Annotated in this window: 25 protein-coding genes and 1 pseudogene; 15 read left to right on the top strand and 11 right to left on the bottom strand. The window is 56.4% G+C overall.

Annotated features, from left to right (window positions below; genetic code table 11):
- Positions 1–30 precede the first annotated feature (30 nt).
- The 3 genes from VHE58_02630 to VHE58_02620 form a co-directional block, all read right to left on the bottom strand.
- Positions 31–1184 (bottom strand): IS3 family transposase gene (locus tag VHE58_02630; GenBank protein HVS26188.1). Its coding sequence is split into 2 segments (ribosomal slippage): positions 31–926 and positions 926–1184, totalling 1155 coding nucleotides; the frame shifts between segments, so codons are not numbered across the junction.
- A gap of 157 nt (positions 1185–1341) precedes the next feature.
- A complete protein-coding gene (locus tag VHE58_02625; GenBank protein ID HVS26187.1) occupies positions 1342–1563 on the bottom strand; it encodes an AlpA family transcriptional regulator in 222 nt (73 codons plus the stop codon).
- 63 nt (positions 1564–1626) lie between these two features.
- Entirely contained in the window at positions 1627–2562 is a 936-nt protein-coding gene (locus VHE58_02620; protein ID HVS26186.1) for a hypothetical protein, read from the bottom strand.
- Between the two features lie 625 nt (positions 2563–3187).
- Here VHE58_02620 and VHE58_02615 point away from each other — a divergent pair.
- From VHE58_02615 to VHE58_02600, 4 genes are all read left to right on the top strand, one after another.
- Complete coding sequence (locus VHE58_02615) at positions 3188–3658, top strand: hypothetical protein (protein HVS26185.1); 471 nt, start codon at positions 3188–3190, stop codon at positions 3656–3658.
- An 88-nt stretch (positions 3659–3746) separates the two neighbouring features.
- Positions 3747–5027, top strand: a complete 1281-nt coding sequence (locus VHE58_02610; GenBank protein HVS26184.1) for a hypothetical protein — start codon at positions 3747–3749, stop codon at positions 5025–5027.
- A 514-nt stretch (positions 5028–5541) separates the two neighbouring features.
- The gene (locus VHE58_02605; protein HVS26183.1) at positions 5542–6234 is read left to right on the top strand and encodes a hypothetical protein; all 693 of its coding nucleotides are present in this window, start codon (positions 5542–5544) and stop codon (positions 6232–6234) included.
- The gene (locus VHE58_02600; GenBank protein HVS26182.1) at positions 6231–7283 is read left to right on the top strand and encodes a hypothetical protein; all 1053 of its coding nucleotides are present in this window, start codon (positions 6231–6233) and stop codon (positions 7281–7283) included. The genes VHE58_02605 and VHE58_02600 overlap by 4 nt, the downstream gene beginning before the upstream one ends.
- Positions 7284–7472: 189 nt before the next feature.
- Here VHE58_02600 and VHE58_02595 read toward each other — a convergent pair whose 3' ends face one another.
- On the bottom strand, positions 7473–8702 hold the full coding sequence (locus tag VHE58_02595) for a tyrosine-type recombinase/integrase (protein HVS26181.1): 1230 nt from the start codon (positions 8700–8702) through the stop codon (positions 7473–7475).
- 199 nt (positions 8703–8901) lie between these two features.
- On the opposite strand from VHE58_02595, the pseudogene VHE58_02590 reads away from it, so the two are divergent.
- The 3 genes and pseudogenes from VHE58_02590 to rpmG all read left to right on the top strand — a co-directional run bounded on the left by VHE58_02590 (position 8902) and on the right by rpmG (position 9554).
- A pseudogene (locus VHE58_02590) lies at positions 8902–9069 on the top strand (JAB domain-containing protein).
- Between the two features lie 90 nt (positions 9070–9159).
- Positions 9160–9387, top strand: coding sequence for a 50S ribosomal protein L28 (gene rpmB, locus VHE58_02585; protein HVS26180.1), 228 nt, complete (start codon positions 9160–9162; stop codon positions 9385–9387).
- A gap of 11 nt (positions 9388–9398) precedes the next feature.
- On the top strand, positions 9399–9554 hold the full coding sequence (gene rpmG / locus VHE58_02580; GenBank protein HVS26179.1) for a 50S ribosomal protein L33: 156 nt from the start codon (positions 9399–9401) through the stop codon (positions 9552–9554).
- A 59-nt stretch (positions 9555–9613) separates the two neighbouring features.
- Here rpmG and VHE58_02575 read toward each other — a convergent pair whose 3' ends face one another.
- The 6 genes from VHE58_02575 to purM all read right to left on the bottom strand — a co-directional run bounded on the left by VHE58_02575 (position 9614) and on the right by purM (position 15257).
- Entirely contained in the window at positions 9614–10810 is a 1197-nt protein-coding gene (locus VHE58_02575) for a fatty acid desaturase (protein HVS26178.1), read from the bottom strand.
- Between the two features lie 252 nt (positions 10811–11062).
- Complete coding sequence (locus tag VHE58_02570; protein ID HVS26177.1) at positions 11063–11644, bottom strand: phospholipase D family protein; 582 nt, start codon at positions 11642–11644, stop codon at positions 11063–11065.
- Entirely contained in the window at positions 11637–12893 is a 1257-nt protein-coding gene (locus VHE58_02565; protein HVS26176.1) for an RsmB/NOP family class I SAM-dependent RNA methyltransferase, read from the bottom strand. Before VHE58_02565 ends, VHE58_02570 begins: the two co-directional genes overlap by 8 nt.
- Positions 12893–13585 (bottom strand): DUF3108 domain-containing protein, encoded by a 693-nt coding sequence (locus VHE58_02560; GenBank protein HVS26175.1) that lies wholly within the window; start codon positions 13583–13585, stop codon positions 12893–12895. Before VHE58_02560 ends, VHE58_02565 begins: the two co-directional genes overlap by 1 nt.
- Positions 13585–14223 (bottom strand): phosphoribosylglycinamide formyltransferase, encoded by a 639-nt coding sequence (gene purN / locus VHE58_02555; protein HVS26174.1) that lies wholly within the window; start codon positions 14221–14223, stop codon positions 13585–13587. The genes VHE58_02560 and purN overlap by 1 nt, the downstream gene beginning before the upstream one ends.
- Positions 14220–15257 (bottom strand): phosphoribosylformylglycinamidine cyclo-ligase, encoded by a 1038-nt coding sequence (gene purM / locus VHE58_02550; protein ID HVS26173.1) that lies wholly within the window; start codon positions 15255–15257, stop codon positions 14220–14222. The genes purN and purM overlap by 4 nt, the downstream gene beginning before the upstream one ends.
- A gap of 65 nt (positions 15258–15322) precedes the next feature.
- On the opposite strand from purM, the gene VHE58_02545 reads away from it, so the two are divergent.
- On the top strand, positions 15323–16381 hold the full coding sequence (locus VHE58_02545; protein ID HVS26172.1) for an AI-2E family transporter: 1059 nt from the start codon (positions 15323–15325) through the stop codon (positions 16379–16381).
- Here the strand turns inward: VHE58_02545 and VHE58_02540 are convergent.
- The gene (locus VHE58_02540; protein HVS26171.1) at positions 16369–17445 is read right to left on the bottom strand and encodes a FecR domain-containing protein; all 1077 of its coding nucleotides are present in this window, start codon (positions 17443–17445) and stop codon (positions 16369–16371) included. The genes VHE58_02545 and VHE58_02540 overlap by 13 nt on opposite strands.
- Positions 17446–17518: 73 nt before the next feature.
- Here VHE58_02540 and hda point away from each other — a divergent pair, with 73 nt between their 5' ends.
- The 7 genes from hda to panC all read left to right on the top strand — a co-directional run bounded on the left by hda (position 17519) and on the right by panC (position 23350).
- Positions 17519–18211: a DnaA regulatory inactivator Hda gene (gene hda / locus VHE58_02535; protein HVS26170.1), complete on the top strand. Its 693-nt coding sequence runs from the start codon at positions 17519–17521 to the stop codon at positions 18209–18211.
- A 57-nt stretch (positions 18212–18268) separates the two neighbouring features.
- The gene (locus VHE58_02530; protein ID HVS26169.1) at positions 18269–18934 is read left to right on the top strand and encodes an HAD family hydrolase; all 666 of its coding nucleotides are present in this window, start codon (positions 18269–18271) and stop codon (positions 18932–18934) included.
- Positions 18935–18983: 49 nt separating this feature from the next.
- The gene (gene pcnB, locus VHE58_02525) at positions 18984–20357 is read left to right on the top strand and encodes a polynucleotide adenylyltransferase PcnB (GenBank protein HVS26168.1); all 1374 of its coding nucleotides are present in this window, start codon (positions 18984–18986) and stop codon (positions 20355–20357) included.
- Positions 20358–20360: 3 nt separating this feature from the next.
- On the top strand, positions 20361–20876 hold the full coding sequence (gene folK / locus VHE58_02520; protein ID HVS26167.1) for a 2-amino-4-hydroxy-6-hydroxymethyldihydropteridine diphosphokinase: 516 nt from the start codon (positions 20361–20363) through the stop codon (positions 20874–20876).
- Positions 20876–21520: a deoxynucleoside kinase gene (locus tag VHE58_02515; GenBank protein ID HVS26166.1), complete on the top strand. Its 645-nt coding sequence runs from the start codon at positions 20876–20878 to the stop codon at positions 21518–21520. The genes folK and VHE58_02515 overlap by 1 nt, the downstream gene beginning before the upstream one ends.
- A gap of 112 nt (positions 21521–21632) precedes the next feature.
- Positions 21633–22424: a 3-methyl-2-oxobutanoate hydroxymethyltransferase gene (panB, locus tag VHE58_02510; GenBank protein HVS26165.1), complete on the top strand. Its 792-nt coding sequence runs from the start codon at positions 21633–21635 to the stop codon at positions 22422–22424.
- Between the two features lie 92 nt (positions 22425–22516).
- A complete protein-coding gene (gene panC / locus VHE58_02505; protein HVS26164.1) occupies positions 22517–23350 on the top strand; it encodes a pantoate--beta-alanine ligase in 834 nt (277 codons plus the stop codon).
- The last annotated feature ends 16 nt before the right edge of the window (positions 23351–23366 follow it).

Below are 23366 nucleotides of genomic sequence, written 5' to 3'. Positions count from 1 at the left end.
TGGGCTGCACCCGGTTCGGTGGACACCCACCTAAGCTAATTGCATCTGGTTTTCGAACTCCATCGGGCTCACATATCCGAGCGTCGAATGCCGGCGCCGCGGGTTATAGAAGCGCTCAATATAATCAAATACGTCGGCCTTCGCTTGTTCTCGTGTGCGATAGACCTTGCGCGCGACGCGTTCGGTCTTGAGCGACGAGAAGAAACTCTCCATGGCCGAGTTGTCCCAGACATTGCCTGATCGGCTCATGCTGCAGGTGACACCGTGTTCGGAAGCCAAGCGCTGAAACCGCTCGCTCGTGTACTGGCTGCCCTGATCCGAGTGATGCAGCAGTGCATCCGGCTTGCCGCGCCGCCAGAGAGCCATCATCAGTGCGTCGGTCACGAGTTGCGCCGTCATCGTCGCGCTCATCGACCAGCCTACGGCGCGTCGCGAGAACAGATCCAGCACCGCCGCCACATAGAGCCAACCCTCGGCGGTCCAGATGTAGGTAAAGTCGGCGATCCATTTGCGATTCGGCGCTGCCGCTTCGAATTGGCGGTCGAGCACGTTCGGCGCCACCGCGCTACTCAACCGTTCACCGGTGTCGCGCGGCAGGCTACGCCGCCTTGGGCGGGCGCGCAGGCCGTGGTGGGCCATGAGCCGCTCGATGCGGTGCAACCCGCACGCAAAACCCGCAGCCAGCAGGTCATGCCAGACACGCCGCGCACCGTAGGTCCGATCGCTTTGCAGGAAACTCGATCTCGCTTGCGCGCCCAGGACTTCGTCGCTGCGCGCCCGCGCACTGGGCGGCCGGGTCAGCCACGCATAGAACCCGCTACGCGAGACACCGAGGATCTCGCACAACCACGTCGCCGGCCAGATCCCTCGATGCTTTACAATGAAGCCAAACTTCACGTCGACTCCTTCGCAAAGTAGGCCGCGGCTTTTTTTAGGATGTCACGCTCGGCCTTGAGTCTGACATTCTCCCGTCGCAGCCGCTCAAGCTCTGCCTGCTCAGGCTTCATCTGGCCTGCCCCCGGGAACGCCTGTCCCGGATCGGCCGAAAACTCCTTGACCCAACGACGCAAGGTGACCTGACCAACATCCAGGTCGTGCGCCGCTTGCGTAAGCGCCACCCCGCGTTCCTTTACCAGCTTCACTGCCTCAAGCTTGAACTCCCGGCTGAATTTCCGTCTTTCCATCGTACACCTCCATAGGTATCATCCTACCTTAACAAGGTGTCCGTGAAACCGGGGGCAGCCCATCTGTCCTAGAATTGTTTGGCGGGATTTTGCTCTAGCGCGAAAATCACGAATTTCTGCTCTGGTCCGGAGCGCTGGTAGGCGCTTCGCCAAATCCTCATTGCGTCTGGCCTTTCTTGGGTTGGGCCGCAGCCCTGCGGCTTTGATTAATCAATTGCTCTAGCCAGGCGTCGACTTCAGATTCAAGCCACCCGACCGCACGTGCTCCGAGGGAAATAGGTTTCGGGAAAATTCCCTGAGAAATTTTGAGATAGACAGAGGAACGGCTAAGCCCGGTGCGAGCTTTGACCGCAGGAAGTCTTAGTATCGAGTGAGCCATGTTCGCGCCTCCTTATGCGCTGTTAAACATGGCTGGATTCTCAAGGATATTGGCGAGAGGACGTTAGGAAGATCTTTTGCCCTTTTTGCCCGGAATCTTCCGATGTGTCTGGACGATCCTTCGTACCAGGTCTTCGGTGACGCCCTCGTCATCAATATCGAGGGCGACGTTGACAGTCGTCGCGATAACCTGATTCAAGGGCTGATTGAAGTACGTTGTTACGTAGGTCGCCAAGCGGCGGACACACGCGTTGCGATACACCGTCTTCGATTTCTTCGGGGGCCTGGCAACGGGCATAGTGGCCACGAGGCTGGCGAGTTCAGCTAGGGCGTGTAGCATCTTCGGAAGAGGCCCGAACAGTGCCTGCGAAGTTAAAACGTGCAAGGGAGTATCCTCGGGTCCGGACCAAAAGCGGCCGCGGGTGAGTGCCCGCAGTTCGACGAGGACTTCGCGTAGAGACTGCGCTCGAAGATGCGCCGGGTCCCGTTGCCGCTTCGGCTTTAGGGGTGGACATTGCTCAATCCACGGCAGTCCCTGGTCCAAACTGTTCCAGGCAGTATATTGCTTGGAGGCGGGGCTGGGATCGAGTCCGCCGAGCGCTTCCCAAAGGTCGTTGGCGTGTTCGGCGATCCGGCGAAGCGTCTCGCGTTGCTGCGCCTCGGTCGGGTGGCTCTCCCAGTAGGAAGGCGGTTGTCCGGGATAAACGGCCGCCAGGAGATAACCGCGCAAGATAACTTCCTGAGCCCGGACATCAGGCTCCTGCGAAACGGTTGAATGGAAGTCTGCCTCGGAGAGCCGCCTCCATACGTCCCTCATCTCATCGCGCGTCGTCAGGCGCAGCAACCGCGCCCGGAGTTCCTCATTTTCCCAGATTGTCTGCTCTAGCCAGGTTTGCCCGAGTTCGCAGCTGCGCACGAACTCGGCCACCGGTTCCGGCAGCCAGAACGGGAGACTCGTCCGGGAGCGGCTTGGTGCGCGGTGTGTCACAATCTTTTCCATTAGCTAGATGGGCATCCGCTGGCTGCATTCTGTCGATTTCGCACCCAAATCTTGGCCTGCCCGCTTTTTTGTGCCAAGTTGATAGTAGCAGTTTAATGCAACAAAACTGTCTTTTAAATTGGCACAAAAAATGGAGCAGGTCACTCCCCGTTGAGGGCAAAACCGGGCACCCCTTGGTATTGACGGTGCCGCTGATTTAACGAATCGCGTGGATGGCGCGCCCGCCACGTATTCTCATACACGCCTGGGTTCCGGAGATGGCGGCAACCGGCCAAAAGCGGACACCGGCGAATTGTTCTGAGCGATAGCTATAGTGACGCTGTCGTATATCCTTTCGGATCTCCGGCTCTGGCTGTCCTAAGCCCTAGACTCATCAATCTGCAATTGGCGGTTATGTGAGCTAACACCGGTTTTTTGATCCAAGCGTAATGAGAATTTTTCCGAGCCCAACCTCCAAACTTTATCAAGATTAGCAGGCCACCTCCACAAGTTGCTAATTGTCTTAGGTAATTTTAAAACCTAACATTTTGTTAGATTTGCCTTTCTGGGTTGGCTCAACTATTGTTTTTTTATACCAGCCCATAACAAAGTGCTGGTCGCTGTAGATATTGTTGAGGGGGCAACCATGAAATTTTTCCTGAGCTTTCTTCTACTTCTTTCCGCAGTCCTGGCTTATGGCGGCGAACTGCCGGATCCCCAACTTACCCCTGGGGTGACCAACCCTGACGTGACCCAGGACAACATCCAGAACACCATTTGCGTGCAAGGCTTCACCAAGACAATCCGGCCACCAGCCAACTATACAAATAAGCTCAAGAAGAAACAGCTCGTCGAGTACGGCTACAAGCATGCCAATCCCAAGGCTTTCGAAGAGGACCATTTAATTCCCCTGGAAGTGGGCGGCAATCCCACCGACCCCCAAAACTTGTGGCCGCAACCCCGGAAAGGCCAATGGTCAGCAACAAAGAAGGACAAACTGGAAAACAAGCTGCACGAGCTCTTCTGCAATGGGAGCCTGGGCCTGGAGGAAGCACAGCAGGCCATCTACACAAACTGGATTGAGTCCTACAAGAAATACATGAGTTCTGGTCAGTAGATTCACATGAGCTAGGCTACGCTTAGTGATGAGCAAACTCTGGGGCCCATTCATTGGGATAGTCCTATTGGTAACAGGGTGTTCAACGATGGAAAAATCCATTGACTCAGAAGTTAATAATGGTCTGTTGTATGGCAGTGGCAATAAGTCAAATAATGGCTACCGCAGTGAAGAGGCAAAACAGTTCATTGAATTTTGTGTTGAGTTGGATAACCAGGACGATCGACTGAAAAATAAAGATAACAAAACTCTTTATCTAAATATTGATCCACAATTATGGAATCCAGAACCAATTTATGATAGTAGATCAGCAATTGCTAAGGACGTGGTTAACTTTCGGAAGTTAGATGGGGGCGCCAAAGAGGCGGATCCTTGGGCCAAACTATACAAAAAAATTATTGCCAAAGCAGATTCCAAGTATCCCCAAGGCTGGGACGAGAACACGATTTTTATTGATCCTGATTTAAATGGATTTGGACCTTGGCAGAATGCGTGGCTACTTTACGAAGGACGGGGTACGTTTAAAGGAGCATACGCCATTGCAATACGGGGGACGGTGGTTTCAAACTCTCCAAGCACCTCAGAAGACGCGTTTTTCCATCCTGTTTCTGCACGAAACTTCTTGAGTAAGGCTGTTCAGTTTGCCGATTCCGATAACGCTTCCCTGCACAGTGGATTTGCGCATGCCACTTTTACGCTCTTATTGGACGATAGATATGGGATTCTTCGTGCCTTGAATAACAAAGAGATTCCTGCCAATTCTAGGCTATATGTAATCGGACATAGCCAAGGAGCTGCAATGGCGACAATCGTCCATGCGTTTATGTACTACGCTATGCGTAACGAGGAGGCCACATCTCAACCTGTTTTTGGCTTAAAAGGAATGGGCTATCGGCTCAAGTCTTATGGATTTGCACAACCCAAACCCGGAAATTACGCCTTTAGCTCAGACTTTGCTCGAATAACACAAAATGAGGACAATGCTATTGTAATTAACAATTACATCGATCCGGTGCCCAAGGTGCCTCTTACCCTTCAATCAACAGGAGATTTGGATAATGACTTTAAAGGGAGCTCTTTCTTGGTCAGTGCCGTGCATTTTGTATCCGGATTTGGATCCACGTTTCGCGGAGTCGTTTCCTTTTTCGCAGAGCCTTTCGTCAAAAAAAGTGCTACCGGATACAGCTATTTTTACAACTATGAGAATATCAAGCCAATCGGAAATGACACTACCGCGTCATCTTGGGATTTTGTCCCAGCGGGGCATGTGCTGATGGTGTTTGGTACGCCCGGCGATCCTAGTGATCCTTTTTTACAACATCATGCCACAACTTACCGGACACTTATTGGCGAGCAACTAAAGGATTAGGCAATCGCATTGGGAGCCTCGAAATGATGACTCCAGGAAATTGTGGATAACGGCAAGTAACGCGGAGTCTCTTGATGCTACCGAGTTGATAATCGAGGTCGGGCCAATTTAAACAGGTCGGTGTTTGTACTAATCGTCCGCTGCCGCCGGGATCTCTCATATCACTCGTACGGGGGATAATGTCACGTATTGAGAGGCCGCCTTCGGATTGGTCAGCTCGGGCATTCCATTGTTATTTCCGCTACGGGCATAGGAGAGCGTCTGTTTGCAGGACACGTGACGGGCAGCTCAGGGTCGTTTCCGCCCAGTTATGAAGCGGCCAGAAACGGCCATTCGAGCGATCGGAGATGCTGGAGTCATCCAGCGCATCCTCAGGAACGTGGGGCGCAGCTCAAGCATCACAACAGTTTTGCATCGGCACAGGATGCCGGCGACGGGCAGGATCAGGGAGGATTGATTTTGCTATCACTTCCTTCTCGCCGGTTCGGGAGTCATCGGGGAAATTCCGGACAAAATGAAGAAATGCCCGACATGCGGTGAAGCCACGGAATACTGGGAGCTTCGTTGCGCGCGATGCGCCGTTTCTTCGGACATTCCGAATGATTGGCCCATATTGCTGGTCGGCCCGTCGCTACGTTATCGACTGACGGTCTTCATCGAATGGCTTGCCGGAGCGGCCGTTGTCGGTACAGGCGTCTATCTCGCCGAGAGTCCGCTTCTCAAATCATTGTCGTGGCTTTTTACCGGTGCTATTCTCACCGTTATTCAGATCGTCTTGTTCCTGCTTGTCGTGATCGTGATCCTCGGTTGCGTGACGGCCGCCTACTTGGGTTACAGCCAGCTGCGAAGCAAAGCTGCTTATGCAGTTTCGAAGACGAAAATAAACTTCAGCGACATCATCGAGGATTACGAAACAATTGTAGACGACATCGCCGGTGGCCCGCCGACGGACACGCGCTTCGTCGACCGCGAATTCGAACTGGAAAAAGTTCGCCTCACTCGCGTCAAACAGAATTGGCTTGCGCAACGACTCTCCTACGGAGACATCGAAATTTATATCGATCAAACCGTCAAGCCGGCGATCGTCATTCCGGGCGTGATCAATCCGCATGCTTTCAAGGAGAAACTGGAGCTGATCTTGAAGTGGCGCGCCTCCGTGTCCTTGCAGCCGAGGCAAGGACTTTTGTCGAAAATGCAAAAACCATGAGCGCCGCAACCAAGGTCCAGATCGCAAAGATCAAGCCGCATGCGACATGCGGCAAGACGAGACGCGATGCCTCGATGGTCGCTCCATGTTCTTGGCCGGGAAAAGTGTATGGCCGGGCCGCCGAAAGCAATTGCAGTTCCATTCCTTGGAAAAAGTCCATGCGGAGTGCCATCCTCCTGTTGGTATTGGGTGGCGTGCTTACCGCGTCCGGCGGCGCCGAGGAGTCAAAAAGTGTTGCCGCGAGAATAGGTGAGAATTTCCTGGAGGAATTGCTCGGCGAAGCCGGAATAAAGAAACCCGACGAAGGTCTGGGGTTTGCCGGATCTCAACATTTGGGACTGGAGGAGATGTTCGCGCAAACCTACTCGCGCTTTGCGGCTAAGTTGACAGAGAACCACCAATTCAGGTTAATACCGACGGATCAGATCGCAACCAACGCGGTATACAGAAACCTGCTGCAAAAGCAGGGAAACCAGACCGAGCCATTGGTACGCTCCCTTGCGCGGGACATCCTGCAATTTCGAGCACCACGGAGTGCTGCCGGAGCCGGGATTGATCCCACACGAGCATCAACGATTTCGATCGTGGCTTTTGCGGGTTTCAATGGCGCTCGCGGGCTGGCTTTTGCGAACAGCGGTGTCCAATTGATTAACCTGGGGACGAAAGAAGCAGCATTGCTGGCGAAAAGCCTGAACGCCGACTACCTGGTCGGCATCAAGCTGGCCCCGCATATCCTAAAATATGAGCCGATGAGCGCTCAGGCCGGCACGGTGAGCCTTTTGTACCGTGCTCGGGTGTACAACAAGAATGGCCAGGTGATTTTCGACGAAAAGATTCCCGGAGATGAAACGCTGGTAACGGCGCCCATGCGGTTCGTGGGTTATCAATTGTCTTTCTTTGACGGCCTGAAGATGAATCTTGCAAAGGCTTTTTTCCTGTTTCCCAGCGATGCGCAAAGCGAGCAACTCGGCGGCATTGAAGGTCGCCTGCTGTTGGACATTTTGCTGGAGACACACGAAAAGTTGGCACAGCGAATGATCAAACGGTGACGCTCGCCGGCGTCACATTGACAACCTTCTGTATGGCAGCAATGGTTCGCCTGCCTTTGGACCCGCTGTGGGGCGCTTCGAATGTCCGCAAACCGGAAATAGAAAGGTCCGCTTCGGGTCGATAGCAGGCGTTGGGTACCGGCTCCCCGAGTAAGGCTCGAACCTGGGACCTGCGGATTAAATGGCCGATTAAGCAGCTTTGGCGAAGTTCCCGATCACAATCTTCGCACTAGCATCCAGCTGCCCCAAGTAGTCTGCCCAGAATTGCAGCATGTGTCGCCGCTGTTCCGCGTATTCGGCGCGGTTGTAGATTCCCCGAATCCCGCGAATTCGGTGCCCAAGGGCTTTCTCCACGACATCCGGAGGGAATCCTGCTTCGTGGAGCCGTGTAGATGCAGTCCGTCGCAGATCGTGTATGGTGAAATGCGCCATGCCTTCTAGCGGACCCTTTAGCAACCTATCAATGATTTTGTTCAAGGTCATATGGCCGATTGGCTTAACCTGCCGGAAGCAATTCGGCAGCACGAAAGTCGAGTCACCCGCAAGCTCGCGTAACCGCCTCAGTATGCCAACAGCCTGGGTCGATAGATAAACGACATGGGGCTTACCCATCTTGGTTCGAAGCATGAGCCACTCCGCACTCTCCAAGTCAATCTGATCCCACTTTGCGAGCCGCAGTTCATCCTTTCGGCATAGCGTCAAGAGAATTAGCTTGAGGGCGAGGCAGTTTCCTTCGTTCGCACTAGTGCTATCAAGCGACCGGAGAAATGTGGCGATTTCGCTTGGTTCAAGCGTCCGGTCGCGCTCGCTCTTTGGCGCAATTTCATCAGCCGTAATTGACTGCGCCGGATCATGTTTCACTATGCCTCGCCGCTTGGCATAACGGAATATCCCCTTGAGGTAACCGAGAATGCGGCGAGCGGTCTGTGGCGCGCCACGTTTCTTGATACGGTCAAGAAGCTCAACAAGATGGATTTCCTCAACCTGTGAGACTGGGCGCTTGCCGAGCGCAGGAAATACGTCCGCTTCTAGCCAAGCCTCGGCTTGTCTAACAGCTTGCGGTGAATTGTCCACGCGCCACGCGGCAAACCACTTGCGTCCGTGGTCCTCAAAGGAATTAATACCGAGATATTCAGTCTTTCGCGCCGCGCTCTGCTCCTGGACATAGCGAGACGGCGAATCCCCATGCTCGACCATCGTTTGATATTGCCGGTGCATTTGTCGCGCCGAGGCGAGCGACAACGCCGGATAGGTGCCAAGTACCACCTTTTCTTTCTTTCCAAACAGACGATAGCCATAGCGGAAGGATTTTGCGCCCGTAGATAGGACCTCAACATACATGCCCCCACCGTCTGCAATCTGGTACGACTTCTCGCGTGGCTTAAGCCCATGTAACTTTGTATCGGATAGTTTTCCCATCGCTTGCCTCTCCTTCTAGTGTTGCCCCCATCCTTGCCTCCACCAACCACGATGGGGGCAACGGTGGGGGCAGGATTGACCGGATTGAAATATTCGTCGTAGGACTGCTTTGGCCAAAAATAGTTTCTTGCTCAAGCTGTTAGCATCTGACGACAGAACGTCCTTGGATTAGCTTGGACGTTCTTAGACGAGTGTAGAGATAATCGCCCACAACCACCCTTCCGGCACCGCCGAACCCAGTGGCGCCGACGAGGCACTCACCGCAGCTCTCAAAAAGTCGCTGGCGCTGGTGGATGTCAAGGTGCTTGACCACTTCATTGTCGGCAGTGGCGGCATCATGTCCTTTGCCGAGCGTGGTTTGTTGTAGAGTCCAGCCTTCTGGGGTGCAAATTTTTCCCTTGAGAATTAATCCTTAAATGGGTAAAATGCGCACTCTTCGGATTTGAGGTAAAGCATCATGGCCAGAGTGTGCGAAGTAACCGGCAAGACGCCGATGCTTGGGAACCGCGTTTCTCACGCCAACAACAAGACCCGGCGCCGTTTTCTCCCCAACTTGCACTACCGCAAATTATGGGTGGAGAGCGAAAAGCGCTGGGTGAGCCTGCGGCTTACCAACGCCGCCTTGCGCACCATTGACAGGAAGGGCATCGAAGCAGTGCTTGCCGAGCTGCGCGGCAAGAAATAAAGGATAGAATTATGCGCGAGAAGATCAAGCTCGAATCGTCCGCCGGCACCGGACATTTTTACACCACCACTAAGAACAAACGCAACCAGACGGAGAAGATGGAAATCAAGAAATTCGATCCGGTGGCCCGCAAGCATGTAGTCTACAAAGAAACCAAACTCAAATAAGAGCGCACTGGGAAACAAAAAACCCGCCATTTGGCGGGTTTTTTATTGGTTGTAATTCTTTATGCATAGCAGCGCAGCTTGCGCGAGAATTCCTGCAGCGAAGCAATGCCGCTTTTCTCGGCACGCGCGCACCAGTCTTGCAGCTGTTTGAGCAGTTGTTCTTTCGACGCGGCGGAACGCTGCCACAGCGCGGTGAGTTCCTGGCGCATCGAATATATGGTTTCCAGCACTTTGCTCTTGCTCAAGGCTTCGTCGAGTTTGGCGCGTTCCTGCGCTTTTAAGAATTTGGCATCTTGGTGCAGCCAGCGCTTTTTGATGTTCTTCAGGGTTTGTCCGTCGAATTGCGCGGCGCGCTCCCTGAGCTTGCGTATTTCCTCGGCGTAAGTCTGCTTCACCGATTGGGCGAATTTGGCGAGCACATCGTAGCGGTGGGTAATCACCGCCTCCAGCGTTTCGTCGTCGCACTGCGCCTTGGTGAAATTGAAGCGGATTTTCGGTGCGATTTTCTTGACTTCAGCAAAGCCGAAAATTTCCATGATGCGGATGTAGAGCCAGCCGATGTCGAACTCGTACCATTTGTTGGAAAGCCGCGCCGAGGTGACGTAGGCGTGATGATTGTTGTGCAGTTCCTCGCCGCCGATCAGAATGCCCCAGGGGACGATGTTCGTGCTGGCGTCGGCGCAAGCAAAATTGCGGTATCCCCAGAAGTGGCCGACGCCGTTGATGACACCGGCGGCGAAAAACGGAATCCACATCATCTGCACCGCCCAGATGGTGACACCGATAAATCCGAACAGGACAAAGTCAATCACCGCCATGATGGAAATGCCGAGTATGCTGTACTTGCCGTACAGGTGGTGTTCCAGCCAATCATCCGGCGTGCCGTGGCCGTAATTTTCCAGCGTTTCGGGATTCTTGGCTTCCCGCTTGTAGAGCTCAGTGCCTTCCCACAGCACTTTGCGCAGGCCGCACACTTGCGGGCTGTGCGGGTCTTCCGCGGTTTCGACCTTGGCGTGGTGCTTGCGGTGGATCGCTGCCCATTCCTTGGTCACCATGCCGGTGGTGAGCCACACCCAGAAGCGGAAGAAATGGCTGACGACCGGATGCAGGTCAAGCGCCCGATGCGCCTGGCAGCGGTGCAGGTAAATGGTGACGGTGGCGATGGTGATATGGGTAAAGACGAGGGCGACGAGGACGTAGCCCCACCACGGCAGGTCAATCAGTCCCGAGAAATAATGCTCGGAAAAATAAGACATTAGGTTTGTGCGCCTCAAAATATGACCGAGCTATCCTACCCGCTATCGGGAGTGAAGCAAAGCGTTATTCTTGTGCGGTATTTGGCAAAAGCGCTTTTTTTGTGCGGTATTTGGCAAATTAAGCCTGGCCGGCGGGCTGGCTTAAGATACGTACGTCGTGCTGGGGAAAGGGGATTTCGATGCCGTGTTTCTGGAATTTGCGCCAGATTTCCAGATAGATATCCGAGCGCAGCTGAAGCTGGCCTTGTTCCGCTATCGGCGGTAGCGCAACGCATGCGCCAAATGGCGCTTCCAGTTTTCCAGATAAGCCGCTGTGATTTCCGGATTGCCGCGGAAAACAATCAGGTTTTCCGCGTTCTTGAATTGCGCCGCATGGGTGAAATTGAACGAGCCGGTGACGACGGCCGAATCGGGACTGCCGGAGTCAATCACCATGATTTTGTTGTGCGCACTCTGGTGCTGGAAATCGAGATAAGTCGGGATGCCGGAAGCGGCGATGTCGGCAATCATGTTGGGCTGGATTTTATCGGTTTGTTCCGCGTCGGCGATGAGCTGCACGTCCACTCCGCGTTTTTTGGCTTGGATCAGCGCATGGGCGATATCGCGATGGGTGAAACTGAACGCCTGGACCAGAATCTGCTTGCGTGCGCCGTTGATGACTTTGATCACCATCCGGTCGGCCGCATCCTCCGGGGTAAAAGCCAGTCCGATTTTGCCGGTAGTGGCAATCGACTTGCCTGGTGATAAAACCGGCTCTTGAAACGCAATTGCCGAAAGCGCGGCGGCGAAGAGCGTCAACGCCAGGCCGGTTTTGAGTGAAACCAGTTTAGTCATTTGTTTTCTCCATCACCGCCGCAAAAAAACCGTCGGTGCCGTGAAGATGCGGAAACAACCGCAGAGTTTCGCCCGTAGCGAGCGGAATTGCCTGCTGCGCCAGAGCCGCACTGCCATTCATGATGATAAAGTGCCGATTTTCATGCAAAAAATCAGTCACAATGGCTTCATTTTCCTCGGGCAGAATGCTGCAGGTCGCGTAAACTAATCGACCTCCTGGTTTGAGCAAGGTTGCGGCGCGCCGCAGGATCGCCGCCTGTTTTTGCCCGAGTTCCTCGACGCTTTGCGGCGACTGCCGCCATTTGAGATCAGGATTGCGGCGCAGCGTTCCCAGGCCGCTGCACGGCGCATCCACCAGCACGCGGTCGATTTTTCCGGCAAGACGCTTTACTTTTGTGTCATTCTCGCTGTCGATGCGCTGCGGATGAATATTGCTTAACCCTGAGCGTTTCAACCGCGGTTTCAGATGGTTGAGCCGCTTGTCGGAAACATCAAAAGCATAAAGCCGCCCGTGGTTGTGCATCATGGCGCCCAGCGCCAGCGACTTGCCGCCGCTGCCGGAGCAGAAATCCACCACCATCTCATGCCGACGCGGCGCGAGCAGGAAGCACAGCAGCTGGCTGCCTTCGTCCTGCACTTCCACCTTGCCGGAAAGAAACAGCGGGTGGCGGTTGAGCGAAATCTTGTTTTGCAGGCGAATGCCGATCGGCGAATAAGGGGCGGGCTCCGCTTTGAGACCCTCGACTTGCAGGCCGTGCAGCACTTCCTCGCGGCTGGCGCGCATCGTGTTGACCCGCAAATCCAGCGGAGCGGGATTTTGCATGCCGCGCCCGAGCGCAAGAATTTCGTTTTCCGGAAGCGAGACTTTGAGTTTTTCAATCAGCCATTCGGGCAGTTCGGCGCGGACGTGAAAGGGCAAATCCTCGCCGGCTTTCCCCTTGATTTTGCCCAGCCATTTCGCCTCGTCGCGGGAAAGACAAGGTTCAAGCTCGCGCAGGCTCAAGCCCGCAAGCCGGGCGAGATAGGCAAGCACCAGCCGTCTTGGCGTTTGGTTTTCGGCCAGATGCTCCGCATAAAAGCGATGCCGCAGAAGGCCGAACAACGTGTCGGCGATAAAGCCGCGGTCGTGGGGGCCGAGCTGGGGATGGTCGCGGAAAAAGCGCGAGAGCAGATTGTCCGCCGGCCCGCTCAAAGGAGAGAGGATGCGCCAGGCGGCAACGGCCATGTCGAGGCGTGCGGCGGCAAGCATTATTGGTAGCTGATTTGCGTTGCGATCTGCTCGTAACGGCTGCCATCCTTGTCGATGAAGACGATGCGCACTGGCAGCATGAAGTGGTCCGGGGCGAGCCACAGATCCGCGCCGCGGTCGGTTTCCGTTTCGCGCTGCTTTTGCCAGTGCAGCGTCTGCAATTTTCCCAATGGCGTGTTGAGTTTTTCCTCGCCTAACAGCACATAGCGATAATTGGAAAGTTGCTTGCCGTCGGTCATGGAAAACTGAAGGTCCTTGCCTGGCGGCCAGCTGAAGGCAAAGCTGTAGGCGATGCTCAGGCGGTCATGCGTGGTCTTGGGCAATTCCACGCTTTCCGCTTTGTCTTTGCGCTCGAAGGTGATGAGCTTTTTTTCCCAGTCGAATTTGGCAATCGCGGGCGGCTCGTTGCCGCGCTTGTCGAGAAACTGCTGCGGGCGCAGGCCTTGAGCCGTGATGGTGCCGCGCGACTCGCGCCGGATTTTGGCCTTGGGTATCAGCGCGGCAAGGCCGCTCGGATGAGTCTGGCTGACGATGGAATAATTCTTGCCATTGGTCTCCAGCACGTCAGTTCCCGTGCCCAGACCCAAAATGCCGCGGCTGACTTCATAGGTGATGGTGACGCGCCGCGGCAGCTCGGCTGCCGCGGCATTGAGCGAAAGGCAAATCACCAATAGTGGAATGGACCGCCTCATCAATTCTCCGCTCCGGGCACCCGCATGGGCGAAATTTTGTCACTGGCGTCTATAACGCGCACGCGCCGGTTTTCGATGACCAGCCTGCCTTCAGCAAACCAGCGCACCGCCTGTGGATAAATATGGTGCTCCTGCTCCAGCACCCGGGCGGCAAGCGCCTGTTCAGTATCGCCGGGCAACACCGGAACCGCGGCCTGAATGATGATGGGGCCGTGATCGAGTTGAGGGGTGACGAAATGCACCGTGCAGCCGTGGATTTTCACGCCGGCCGCGAGCGCCCGCGCGTGAGTGTCGAGGCCGGGAAACGCGGGCAGCAAGGACGGATGAATGTTCATGATGCGGTTTTCGAAACGGCTGACAAAGACGTCGCCGAGAATGCGCATGAAGCCGGCCAACACGATCAAATCCGGCTTGAAATTCTCGATGCGTGAAGCAAGCTCCGCATCGAATGCCTCGCGAGTTGCGTAATTCCGATGATTGAGAGCGAGTGTGCTGATGCCGCGCTGTTTCGCGATCTCCAGTCCTTTGGCTTGGGGGTCGTTGCTGATGACTGCGGCGAATTTGACCGGAAGCTTGACATTGATAAGGGTTTCCAGGTTGCTGCCGCGTCCGGAAATCAGAACGACGACGGATTTCATGACACCACGGTTTGTGGTTCGCCTTTGGCGCGCTTTCTGATTTCGCCAATGGGCCACACCCGCTCGCCCGCCTCGCGCAGCAGCCGGACTGCTTTTGCCGCATCCTTTTTGCTCACTACGACCACCATGCCGATGCCGCAGTTGAAAGTGCGGAGCATTTCGTGATTGCCGACGTTGCCTTGCTTTTGCAGCCAATCGAAGAGCGGCGGCCGGTGCCAACTCGAAAGGCGCAATTCGGCGCAAAGTTTTTGCGGCAGGATGCGCGGGATGTTTTCGAGCAGCCCCCCGCCGGTGATATGCGCTAATCCCTTGACCGGAATCTTTTTCATGAGCGCAAGTAGCGGCTTCACATAAATGCGCGTGGGGATAAGCAAGGCTTCGCCCAAAGTCCGCCCGTGAAAATCCGCATGCAGATCGGCGCCGTTTTTTTCGATGATTTTGCGAATCAGAGAATAGCCGTTGGAATGCGCGCCGCTTGATGCCAGCCCCAGCACCACATCGCCGGCGACTATGGATTTGCCGGTGATGATTTTTTTCTTTTCCACGATGCCCACGGCAAAGCCGGCAAGGTCGTATTCGCCGGCGGCGTAAAATCCGGGCATTTCCGCGGTTTCGCCGCCAATCAGCGCGCAGCCGGCAAGCCCGCAGCCTTTGGCAATTCCTTTAATGACTTGCGTCGCGGTTGCCACTTCGAGCCTGCCGCAGGCGAAGTAATCGAGAAAGAACAACGGCTCCGCGCCCTGCACCAGAATATCGTTCACGCTCATCGCCACCAGGTCAATGCCGACGGTTGCGTGTTGGTTGAGCGCGAAAGCGAGCTTGAGCTTGGTGCCGACGCCGTCGGTGCTGGAAACTAGCACCGGGTCGCGGTATTTTTTGGAAATTTTTACCAGCGCGCCAAAGCCGCCGATCCCCATCAGCACTTCCGGCCGCAGGGTTTTTCTGGCAAACGGCTTGATATTCTCCACCAAGGCGTCGCCGGCATCGATGTCCACGCCGGCGCCACGGTAGGAAAGTGAGGATCTTTGGTTCAAGGTTGAGTTATGGCGTTGTTCAAGATAAAGTGGCAGGGCTTTTTGCACCTTGAATTTTACCTGAAATGAATACCAAACGCTTCGACGATATGTATTGGTGGCTCGGGCTGGCGGTCATAGCCGCCGTGTTGATTTATCTGTTGAGCCCGATACTCACGCCTTTTTTGCTGGCGGCGGTTCTCGCCTACATTTGCAATCCGCTGGTGAATTTCCTGCAACGCCGGAAAATCCCGCGCACGCTGGGCGTGGTTCTCGCCATGCTGCTGTTGCTGGGATTAGCTGCGCTGTTCGTGCTGATTCTGCTGCCCGTGTTGCACCAGCAACTGGTTACGCTGGCAGAGCGATTGCCAGCTTATCTCGACACGATAAAATCGAGCATTCTGCCTGGGCTGCATGCCCGCTTCGGACTGGAGTTGCAGCTTGATGCAACCAGCTTGGCGGCGGCGTTGACCGAAAACCTGCCGGCGGCCAAGGACCTGGCGGTCAAACTTTTGCCCTCGCTGAAAAGCGGGGGGCTCGCCCTCATCGCCTTTCTGATGAATCTGCTGCTGGTGCCGGTGGTGCTGTTTTATTTCCTTCGCGACTGGAATGGGCTTATCAAAAGAATAGAAGAAATTATTCCGCGCGGCCTGCATGCAGAAATCGCGGGCTTGGCCGCGGAAATCGACCGCGTGCTGGGGGAATTTTTGCGCGGCCAGATTTCAGTGATGCTGTTGATGAGCGCCTATTACGCGGTGGCGCTGTGGTTGGCGGGCCTCGATTACGCGTTCCCCATCGCCGTGCTCGCCGGGTTTTTGGTGTTCGTGCCTTATCTCGGAATGATCGTGGGCTTGACTTTGGCCACGCTGGCGGGGTTTCTGCAATTTCCGGATTTCATCGGGTTGATTCCAGTGTGGGTGGCGTTCGCCATCGGCCAGGCGCTGGAAGGCATGGTGGTCACGCCCTGGCTGGTGGGTGAGCGGGTGGGGCTGCATCCGGTGGTGGTGATTTTCGCGCTGCTCGCCTTCGGCCAGTTGTTCGGTTTTTTCGGCGTGCTGTTGGCGCTGCCGGCAAGCTCGGCGCTGCTGGTTTGGCTGCGCCATTTGCGGCGCCGCTACATGGAAAGCGCGATTTACAAATCCTGACGGTGGCCGGACGAATGGCGCCCGCGATGATCTCCGCCGCCCGGCCTGCCGTCTCCGCCACGTTCGCTTTCGCGGTCAAAATCGCGGCCCCCGCGTCGTTGATCATCACGCCCATCTTCATCAAGCTCCCGGCGGTTTTTCTCCTTTAGCCGCCTTTTGTCGTCGGAGCCTTGGCGCTCGGCGCGTCCTTCACGCTCTTTGCGCATTTCCTGCAGCCGCTCGAGCTGCTGTTTTTTCTCTTTCGCCGAATGTTCGCCATGCTGCCTTTGCTTCAAAAGCTCCTCACGCTTTTGTTTTTGGCGCCGCGTCTTTTCTTCAATCAGCTTTTTTCGCTGCTCGGTGCGTTTCTGCTGGATAAACTTGCGCCGCTCTAAACGCCGCCGCTCGATTTGTTTTTTCAGCGTTTCACGCTTTTGGAGGATGCGCTGCTCGTTGCGGGTGGCGCGGAAAAAGCCCGGAATGCGTGCCAGTAGTCTTGGCGCGGTGCGCCCGTGGTGGGGTACGAAACCCGACTGATTGGTTTTGACGAAAATCTTGCCTTGCTGGTTCTGGATGAAACTTTCGCCTTGGTTCACCTTGTCGTACAAGCCCGGCTCGCCTTCCGGCCCGACGGCATTTTCCGGAATGTAGAGCGGCTCATGGTCGGTGCCGCGGATGCCGATGGTCGCGTTGGGCGCCTTGATTTGGTAGTTGTTGCGCGAGTATTTGCCGATCCAGCCGGTAATCGAGCGGAAAGTGCCCTGAAACAGCGACAGTATGCTTTTGTCGTCGGCATCACCCTCGGCGCGGTAGGCTTCGATTTTCATCCTGGTATTGGGGCGCACCGCGATGAAGCCGCCATCCTCCATGCTGACCTGCAGTTCGCCGTCGGCGCCGGTGACGATGGTGTCGCCTTCCTCAAGTGAATCGCCGAGAATAGGCTCCAAAGTCGGATTGCCGCCCCGGGTGATTTTGACGTCGCCTTCGACCAGCTCGATTACGCCGGCGGTGGTTGCGGCATGGACGGGATTAAAGTAAAACAGGGCGAGCCAAAACACAGCGCGCCAAATTGAGGGTTTATTCACTCGGAGTGGCATCTGAAGAACGTTGGGCGATATACTGCCGAGATTGGCCCGAATTTGCAAACGGAGCTTAATCATGCAAAGCCAAATGGCGCTGGAGTTATCCCTGCCCACCGAGCCCTCGCTGGATAATTTTGTCGCCGGCAAGAACGCGGAGCTGATACAGGTGCTGCGTGAGATGCTGGCCAAACCCGGGGAGCGCTTCCTTTATGTCTGGGGAGGTCCCGGTTCCGGCCGCAGCCATTTGCTGAAAGCCATGGTTGATGCATTCCGCCGGCAGCATTTGAGCGCGTCTTACATTTCCTGCGCTGCCGACATCGAATTTGCGCCGGGGGTGGACCAGCTCGACATGATCGCGGTTGATGATGTCGAGCGGCTGTCATCCCCTGCACAAATCGACCTCTTCAATCTTTACAACCACGTGCGTGAGGGCCAGGCGGTGCTTTTGGTAAGCGGCAAACTGCCGCCGGCGCAGCTCAGGCTGCGCGAGGATTTGATTACGCGGCTCGGCTGGGGATTGGTGTTCCAGGTGCACGCGCTTAACGACGAGGAAAAAGCGCAGGCCTTGAAGCAACATGCCCGGGAGCGCGGTTTTGCGCTGCCGCAGGATGTGGCCGATTATCTGCTGCGCCACGGCCGGCGCGACATGCCTTCGCTGCTCGCCGTACTCGATGCGCTGGATAATTTTTCCCTGCAGGCCAAGCGGCCGGTGACTTTGCCGCTGCTGCGCGAGCTCCTCCAATCGTCCTTGTTTCCGGGGGGGCAGTGAGACTGGCCAACCCTCACCCAATCCCTTTCCCGTATTTCCAAGCTAGATAGGTAAGCCGTGCGACTTGCTTTATTTGACCTCGATAACACGCTCCTCGCCGGCGACAGCGATTTTGAATGGGCGCAATTCCTGATCGACAAACAAGTGCTGGACCACGAGGTGTACGAAGCGCAAAACCGGGATTTCTACGAACAATACCAAGCCGGTACGCTCGACATCCTTGCCTTTCTCGATTTCCAGTTGATGCCCTTGTCGCGCCATCCGAAGAGCGAGCTGGAAACCTGGCGCGCCGAGTTCATGCGAAAGCGGATTGTGCCCATTGTGAACAAAAAAGCGCGGCTGCTGGTGCAAAGCCGCCTGGAAGACGGCGATTTGACCGCTATCATCACCGCCACCAACCGCTTCGTGACGGCTCCCATCGCCGTGGAATTCGGCGTTCCCCACCTCATCGCCACCGAGCCGGAAGAGAAGAATGGCGAGTTTACCGGCAAGGTGACCGGCATTCCCTGTTTCCGCGAAGGGAAAGTCGCCTGCGTGGAGAACTGGCTGAAACAGCAGGGAATGCAATTCAACTCATTTGCTGAAAGCTGGTTTTTCAGCGATTCCTCGAATGATTTGCCCCTGTTGCAGCGCGTGACGCATCCGGTCGCGGTGGATCCGGACGACAGCTTGAGGGCGCATGCCGAAAAGCACCACTGGCAGATCATCAGTTTGCGCCGGTGACCGCTGGAAGCTCGGGAGAGGCCGCAGTGTATAATTCTATTTGTTCATCATGATCAGCAAACTTCTGCGCCGTGTTTTCAGCAAGCAAATATTCCCTTCCGGCGCGCCGCTCGTCATCCCGCGCAAGCAGCACGGCATCACCCGCAGCCAGATCAGCTCCGGCGCGCTGAAAACCGCCGCTGCATTGCGCGATAAGGGCTACACGGCGTTTGTGGTGGGCGGTGCGGTGCGGGATTTGCTGCTCGGATTGAAGCCCAAAGATTTCGATGTGGCGACCGATGCCACACCCGAGCAGGTGCGCACGGTGTTCCGGCGCGCCCGCATCATCGGCCGCCGCTTCCGGTTGGTGCATGTGATGCACGGCGCGGAAACAGTGGAAGTTTCCACTTTTCGCGGGACACAGTCAGAGGGCAGTGGCGCGGAGCAGGATGAGCATGGGCGCATCCTGCGCGACAATGTGTTTGGCACCCGGCAGCAGGATGCGGAGCGCCGCGATTTCACCGTCAACGCCTTGTTTTACGATCCTCAGAACGAGGAAGTTCTCGACTATGTGGGCGGTTTTGCCGATCTGCAGGCGCGCCGACTGCGCATCATCGGCGATGCCGTCAGCCGCTACCGCGAAGACCCGATGCGCATGCTGCGCGCGGTGCGCTTTGCCGCGAAGCTCGGCTTCAAAATCGAGCCGTCCACGCGCGCGCCCATCCTCAAGCTCGCGCCGCTTTTGCAAAACGTTCCCGCCTCGCGCCTATTCGAGGAAATGTTGAAGCTCCTGCTTTCCGGCCATGCCGCGGCAAGCGTGAAAGCGCTGCGCGAAAACGGACTGCACCAGGGTTTGCTGTCGATGCTGGACCTGATCATCGAGCAGCCGCTGGGGCAGCGCTTTTTCGCGGCCGCGCTCAAGAATACCGATGACCGCATCCGCGAAGACAAGCCGGTCTCACCCGGTTTTCTGTTCGCCGCGCTGTTGTGGCATGAAGTGCTGGCGGCATGGAAAAACTTCGAAAGCCGGGGCGTGCAACCCATGCTCGCGCTGCATCAGGCGATGGAGCAGGTGATAAGCCGGCAGGCGCAGCGCCTGGCGATCCCGCGGCGCTTTACCGCGACGATGAAGGAAATCTGGACGTCGCAGCCGCGTTTTTTGCAGCGCGCCGGCAAGCGGCCGTTTCGCCTGATTGAGCATCCGTGCTTTCGCGCCGGCTACGATTTTCTGCTGCTGCGCTGTGACAGCGGCGAAGTGGATGCTGAAATCGGAAAATGGTGGACGGCGTTTCAGAACGCCGGCCAGGAACAGCGCCGTAACATGCTGATGATTGACCAAATGCCAGGGAAGCGCCGTCGTCGGCGCAGGAGAAAAGGCCCTGCCCAAAGCCAAGACGAAGGGGTCCGCGGCCCCGATCAACCCGCCGCGCCCGTCACCGAATAACCCGTGTCGTTTAACCCAAACCAATCTGGAGTGGTTACCGCCTACATTGCGCTGGGCAGCAATCTGGCCAATCCGCTCAGGCAGATGCATGATGTATTCGAGGAGCTGGCGCGGCTTGCGCAAAGCCGGCTGGCGGCGCGCTCCTCGCTTTACCGCAGCGCGCCGGTCGGTTATCTCAATCAGCCGGACTTCATCAATGCCGTGGCCGGGATCGAGACGGCGCTTGAGCCGCGTGCGCTGCTCACGGCGCTTCTGGAAATCGAGCGCTGTCATGGCCGAGTTCGCGATTTTGCCAATGCCCCGCGCACGCTGGATCTGGATTTGCTGCTGTACGGCGACCTGATCCATCATGAGCACGGGTTGACTCTCCCGCACCCGCGCATGCATGAGCGGGCTTTTGTCTTGCAGCCCTTGCATGAAATCGCGCCCGATTGCGTGATCCCCGGTATCGGCCGTGTTGCCGATCTGCTTGCGGGCTGTGCCAAACAAAAACTGGAAAAACTGGTTGAAGCGGGCTAATGATGCTGTCCGAGCGCTATCGCTATATTGTGGTCGAAGGGCCGATCGGCGTGGGCAAAACCAGCCTGGCGCGGCTGCTTTCACAACACTTCAGCGGGCGGTCTTTGCTCGAAACCCCGGATGCCAACCCGTTTCTGCCGAGATTCTATCAGGACATGCCGCGCTACGCGCTTCAAACGCAGCTGTTTTTCCTGTTCCACCGCGTCAACCAATTGCAGGGTTTGGCGCAGATGGACATGTTCGACAAGCTCACCGTCGCCGATTTCATTCTGGAGAAGGACCCGCTGTTTGCGAGGCTCACCCTCAACGACGACGAATTCCGCCTGTATCATGAAATCTACCGGCAGGTGAAACCGCAGGCGCTGCAACCCGACCTGGTGGTCTACCTGCAGGCGCCGGTGGAAAGCCTGGTTGAGCGCGTGCGCCGGCGGGGAAATGCCTACGAGAAAAACATCCCCGAGGATTATCTGGCGCGGCTTACCGAAAGTTACAGTCGTTTTTTCCACGATTACAAGGATGCGCCGCTTCTGATTGTCAATAGCGAAAACCTCAATTTTGTTGATAACCCGGCGGATTTTGATTTATTGTTGCAGCGGATGGCGGGCATGCGCGGCGGGCGCGAATTTTTCAGCCTGGGGAACTAGGCCACAGAGAACACAGAGGTCACAGAGTAAAATACGAACGGCCGCGCGATGGGTCTTGTTTAAAGAATTTTTCCGTGATCTCTGTGCCCTCCGTGGCTGAGGGATTTTAAATATGCGGATTACCCTAAATACCTTGCAGAAAATGAGAAAGAACGGCGAGAAAATCGCCGTGCTCACCTGCTATGACGCAAGCTTCGCGGGCCTGCTTGAGGGCGCCGGAGTGGATGTGCTGCTGGTCGGCGACTCGCTGGGCATGGTGCTGCAAGGCCATGAGTCGACGCTGCCGGTGACGCTGGACGACATGGCCTACCACACCGCCTGTGTCGCGCGCGGCGCGAAACGCGCCTTCATCGTCGCCGACATGCCTTTTGGCACGTTTCAACTGAGCCCGCAGCAGACTTTCGAAAATGCGGTGGAGCTGATGGCGGCGGGAGCACACATGGTGAAGCTTGAAGGCGGCACAGCCATGGCGGAAACCGTGGATTTCCTCACCGAGCGCGGCATTCCGGTGTGCGGGCACCTGGGGCTTACTCCGCAATCGGTGCACCAGCTCGGCGGCTATCAAGTACAGGGCAAAACCGACCCGCAGGCCAGGCGGCTGATGCAGGAAGCGAAAATGCTGGAGCAGGCGGGCGCAGGCTTACTGGTGCTGGAAGCGGTGCCGGCGAAACTGGCCAAAGAAGTCACGCGGAGGCTTTCCATCCCCACCATTGGGATCGGCGCCGGTGCGGACTGCTCGGGCCAAGTGCTGGTGCTGCACGACATGCTCGATGTGTTCCCCGGGAAGAAGCCCAAGTTCGTGAAAAATTTTATGCGCGGCCGGAACAGCATCCAGGCCGCGGTGGAAACCTACGTCAGGGAAGTAAAAGCCAAGACCTTTCCCGGACCCGAGCACTCGTTTTAACCAGGATCAAGGATTCGGGATTGCGGATTCGGTATCGACAAACTCTCACGCTTCCGTCTGCTGAATCCTGAATCCTTGCTCTTGAATCCTCCATGGAAATTCTTTCCACAATAGAATCCCTGCGCGCGAGGCTCGAACGCGAGCCGCGTGTCGCTTTTGTCCCCACCATGGGCAATCTGCATGAAGGCCATCTGGCGTTGATGCGGCAGGCGCGCGCGCATGCGCCCTGCGTGGTGGCGAGCATTTTTGTGAACCGCCTGCAGTTCGGCCCGAAGGAAGACTTCGACCAATACCCGCGCACCTTGCAGGAGGACTGCGACAAACTGGGAAGGTGCGGAGTGGATGTGATATTCACGCCTGATGAAAAGGAGTTTTACCCCTCGCCGCAGCAGGTAATGGTGGAACCGCCGCCGATCGCCGATGAGCTTTGCGGCGCCTTCCGGCCGGGGCATTTTCGCGGCGTGGCGACCGTGGTGTTGAAGCTCTTCAACATCGTGCAGCCCCAGGTCGCGGTGTTGGGCAAGAAAGATTATCAGCAACTCTTCATTGTCCGAACCATGGTGCGCGAGTTGAACCTGCCGATTGAAATCGTCGGCGGCGAAACCGTGCGCGCGGCCGACGGGCTGGCCTTGGGTTCCAGAAACGGCTATTTGAGCGTTGAAGAGCGGCAGGAGGCGGTGCGTTTGCACCGCACTCTGCTATATATAAAGGAACGGGTGGAAGCCGGTGAGCGCAATTTTTCGCAGCTCGAGGAAAACGCTAAAAAAACGCTTGACACGCGTGGTTGGCGCGTGGATTATGTTGCGCTGCGGAAAAGCGCTACCCTGGAGCTCGCCAAGCCCGTAGACAGAGAGCTGGTGGTACTCGGCGCCGCATGGCTGGGCAGCACGCGACTTATTGATAATGTAGAGTTCTTATCTAGGTAGGGTCGGATGACCTCTT

The organism is Burkholderiales bacterium, assembly GCA_035543335.1.
Lineage (GTDB): Bacteria > Pseudomonadota > Gammaproteobacteria > Burkholderiales > JAHFRG01 > JAHFRG01.
Note: the sequence above shows the minus strand (reverse complement) of the source record. Positions and strands in the feature narration are given on the sequence as shown.

Bases quoted from the DNA above. Each gene is read 5' to 3' on its own strand.
- VHE58_02625 (HVS26187.1), bottom strand. From the start codon at position 1,563: ATGGCTCACTCGATACTAAGACTTCCTGCGGTCAAAGCTCGCACCGGG.
- VHE58_02620 (HVS26186.1), bottom strand. From the start codon at position 2,562: ATGGAAAAGATTGTGACACACCGCGCACCAAGCCGCTCCCGGACGAGT.
- VHE58_02615 (HVS26185.1), top strand. From the start codon at position 3,188: ATGAAATTTTTCCTGAGCTTTCTTCTACTTCTTTCCGCAGTCCTGGCT.
- VHE58_02610 (HVS26184.1), top strand. From the start codon at position 3,747: ATGGAAAAATCCATTGACTCAGAAGTTAATAATGGTCTGTTGTATGGC.
- VHE58_02605 (HVS26183.1), top strand. From the start codon at position 5,542: ATGAAGAAATGCCCGACATGCGGTGAAGCCACGGAATACTGGGAGCTT.
- VHE58_02600 (HVS26182.1), top strand. From the start codon at position 6,231: ATGAGCGCCGCAACCAAGGTCCAGATCGCAAAGATCAAGCCGCATGCG.
- VHE58_02595 (HVS26181.1), bottom strand. From the start codon at position 8,702: ATGGGAAAACTATCCGATACAAAGTTACATGGGCTTAAGCCACGCGAG.
- rpmB (HVS26180.1), top strand. From the start codon at position 9,160: ATGGCCAGAGTGTGCGAAGTAACCGGCAAGACGCCGATGCTTGGGAAC.
- rpmG (HVS26179.1), top strand. From the start codon at position 9,399: ATGCGCGAGAAGATCAAGCTCGAATCGTCCGCCGGCACCGGACATTTT.
- VHE58_02575 (HVS26178.1), bottom strand. From the start codon at position 10,810: ATGTCTTATTTTTCCGAGCATTATTTCTCGGGACTGATTGACCTGCCG.
- VHE58_02570 (HVS26177.1), bottom strand. From the start codon at position 11,644: ATGACTAAACTGGTTTCACTCAAAACCGGCCTGGCGTTGACGCTCTTC.
- VHE58_02565 (HVS26176.1), bottom strand. From the start codon at position 12,893: ATGCTTGCCGCCGCACGCCTCGACATGGCCGTTGCCGCCTGGCGCATC.
- VHE58_02560 (HVS26175.1), bottom strand. From the start codon at position 13,585: ATGAGGCGGTCCATTCCACTATTGGTGATTTGCCTTTCGCTCAATGCC.
- purN (HVS26174.1), bottom strand. From the start codon at position 14,223: ATGAAATCCGTCGTCGTTCTGATTTCCGGACGCGGCAGCAACCTGGAA.
- VHE58_02545 (HVS26172.1), top strand. From the start codon at position 15,323: ATGAATACCAAACGCTTCGACGATATGTATTGGTGGCTCGGGCTGGCG.
- hda (HVS26170.1), top strand. From the start codon at position 17,519: ATGCAAAGCCAAATGGCGCTGGAGTTATCCCTGCCCACCGAGCCCTCG.
- pcnB (HVS26168.1), top strand. From the start codon at position 18,984: ATGATCAGCAAACTTCTGCGCCGTGTTTTCAGCAAGCAAATATTCCCT.
- VHE58_02515 (HVS26166.1), top strand. From the start codon at position 20,876: ATGATGCTGTCCGAGCGCTATCGCTATATTGTGGTCGAAGGGCCGATC.
- panB (HVS26165.1), top strand. From the start codon at position 21,633: ATGCGGATTACCCTAAATACCTTGCAGAAAATGAGAAAGAACGGCGAG.
- panC (HVS26164.1), top strand. From the start codon at position 22,517: ATGGAAATTCTTTCCACAATAGAATCCCTGCGCGCGAGGCTCGAACGC.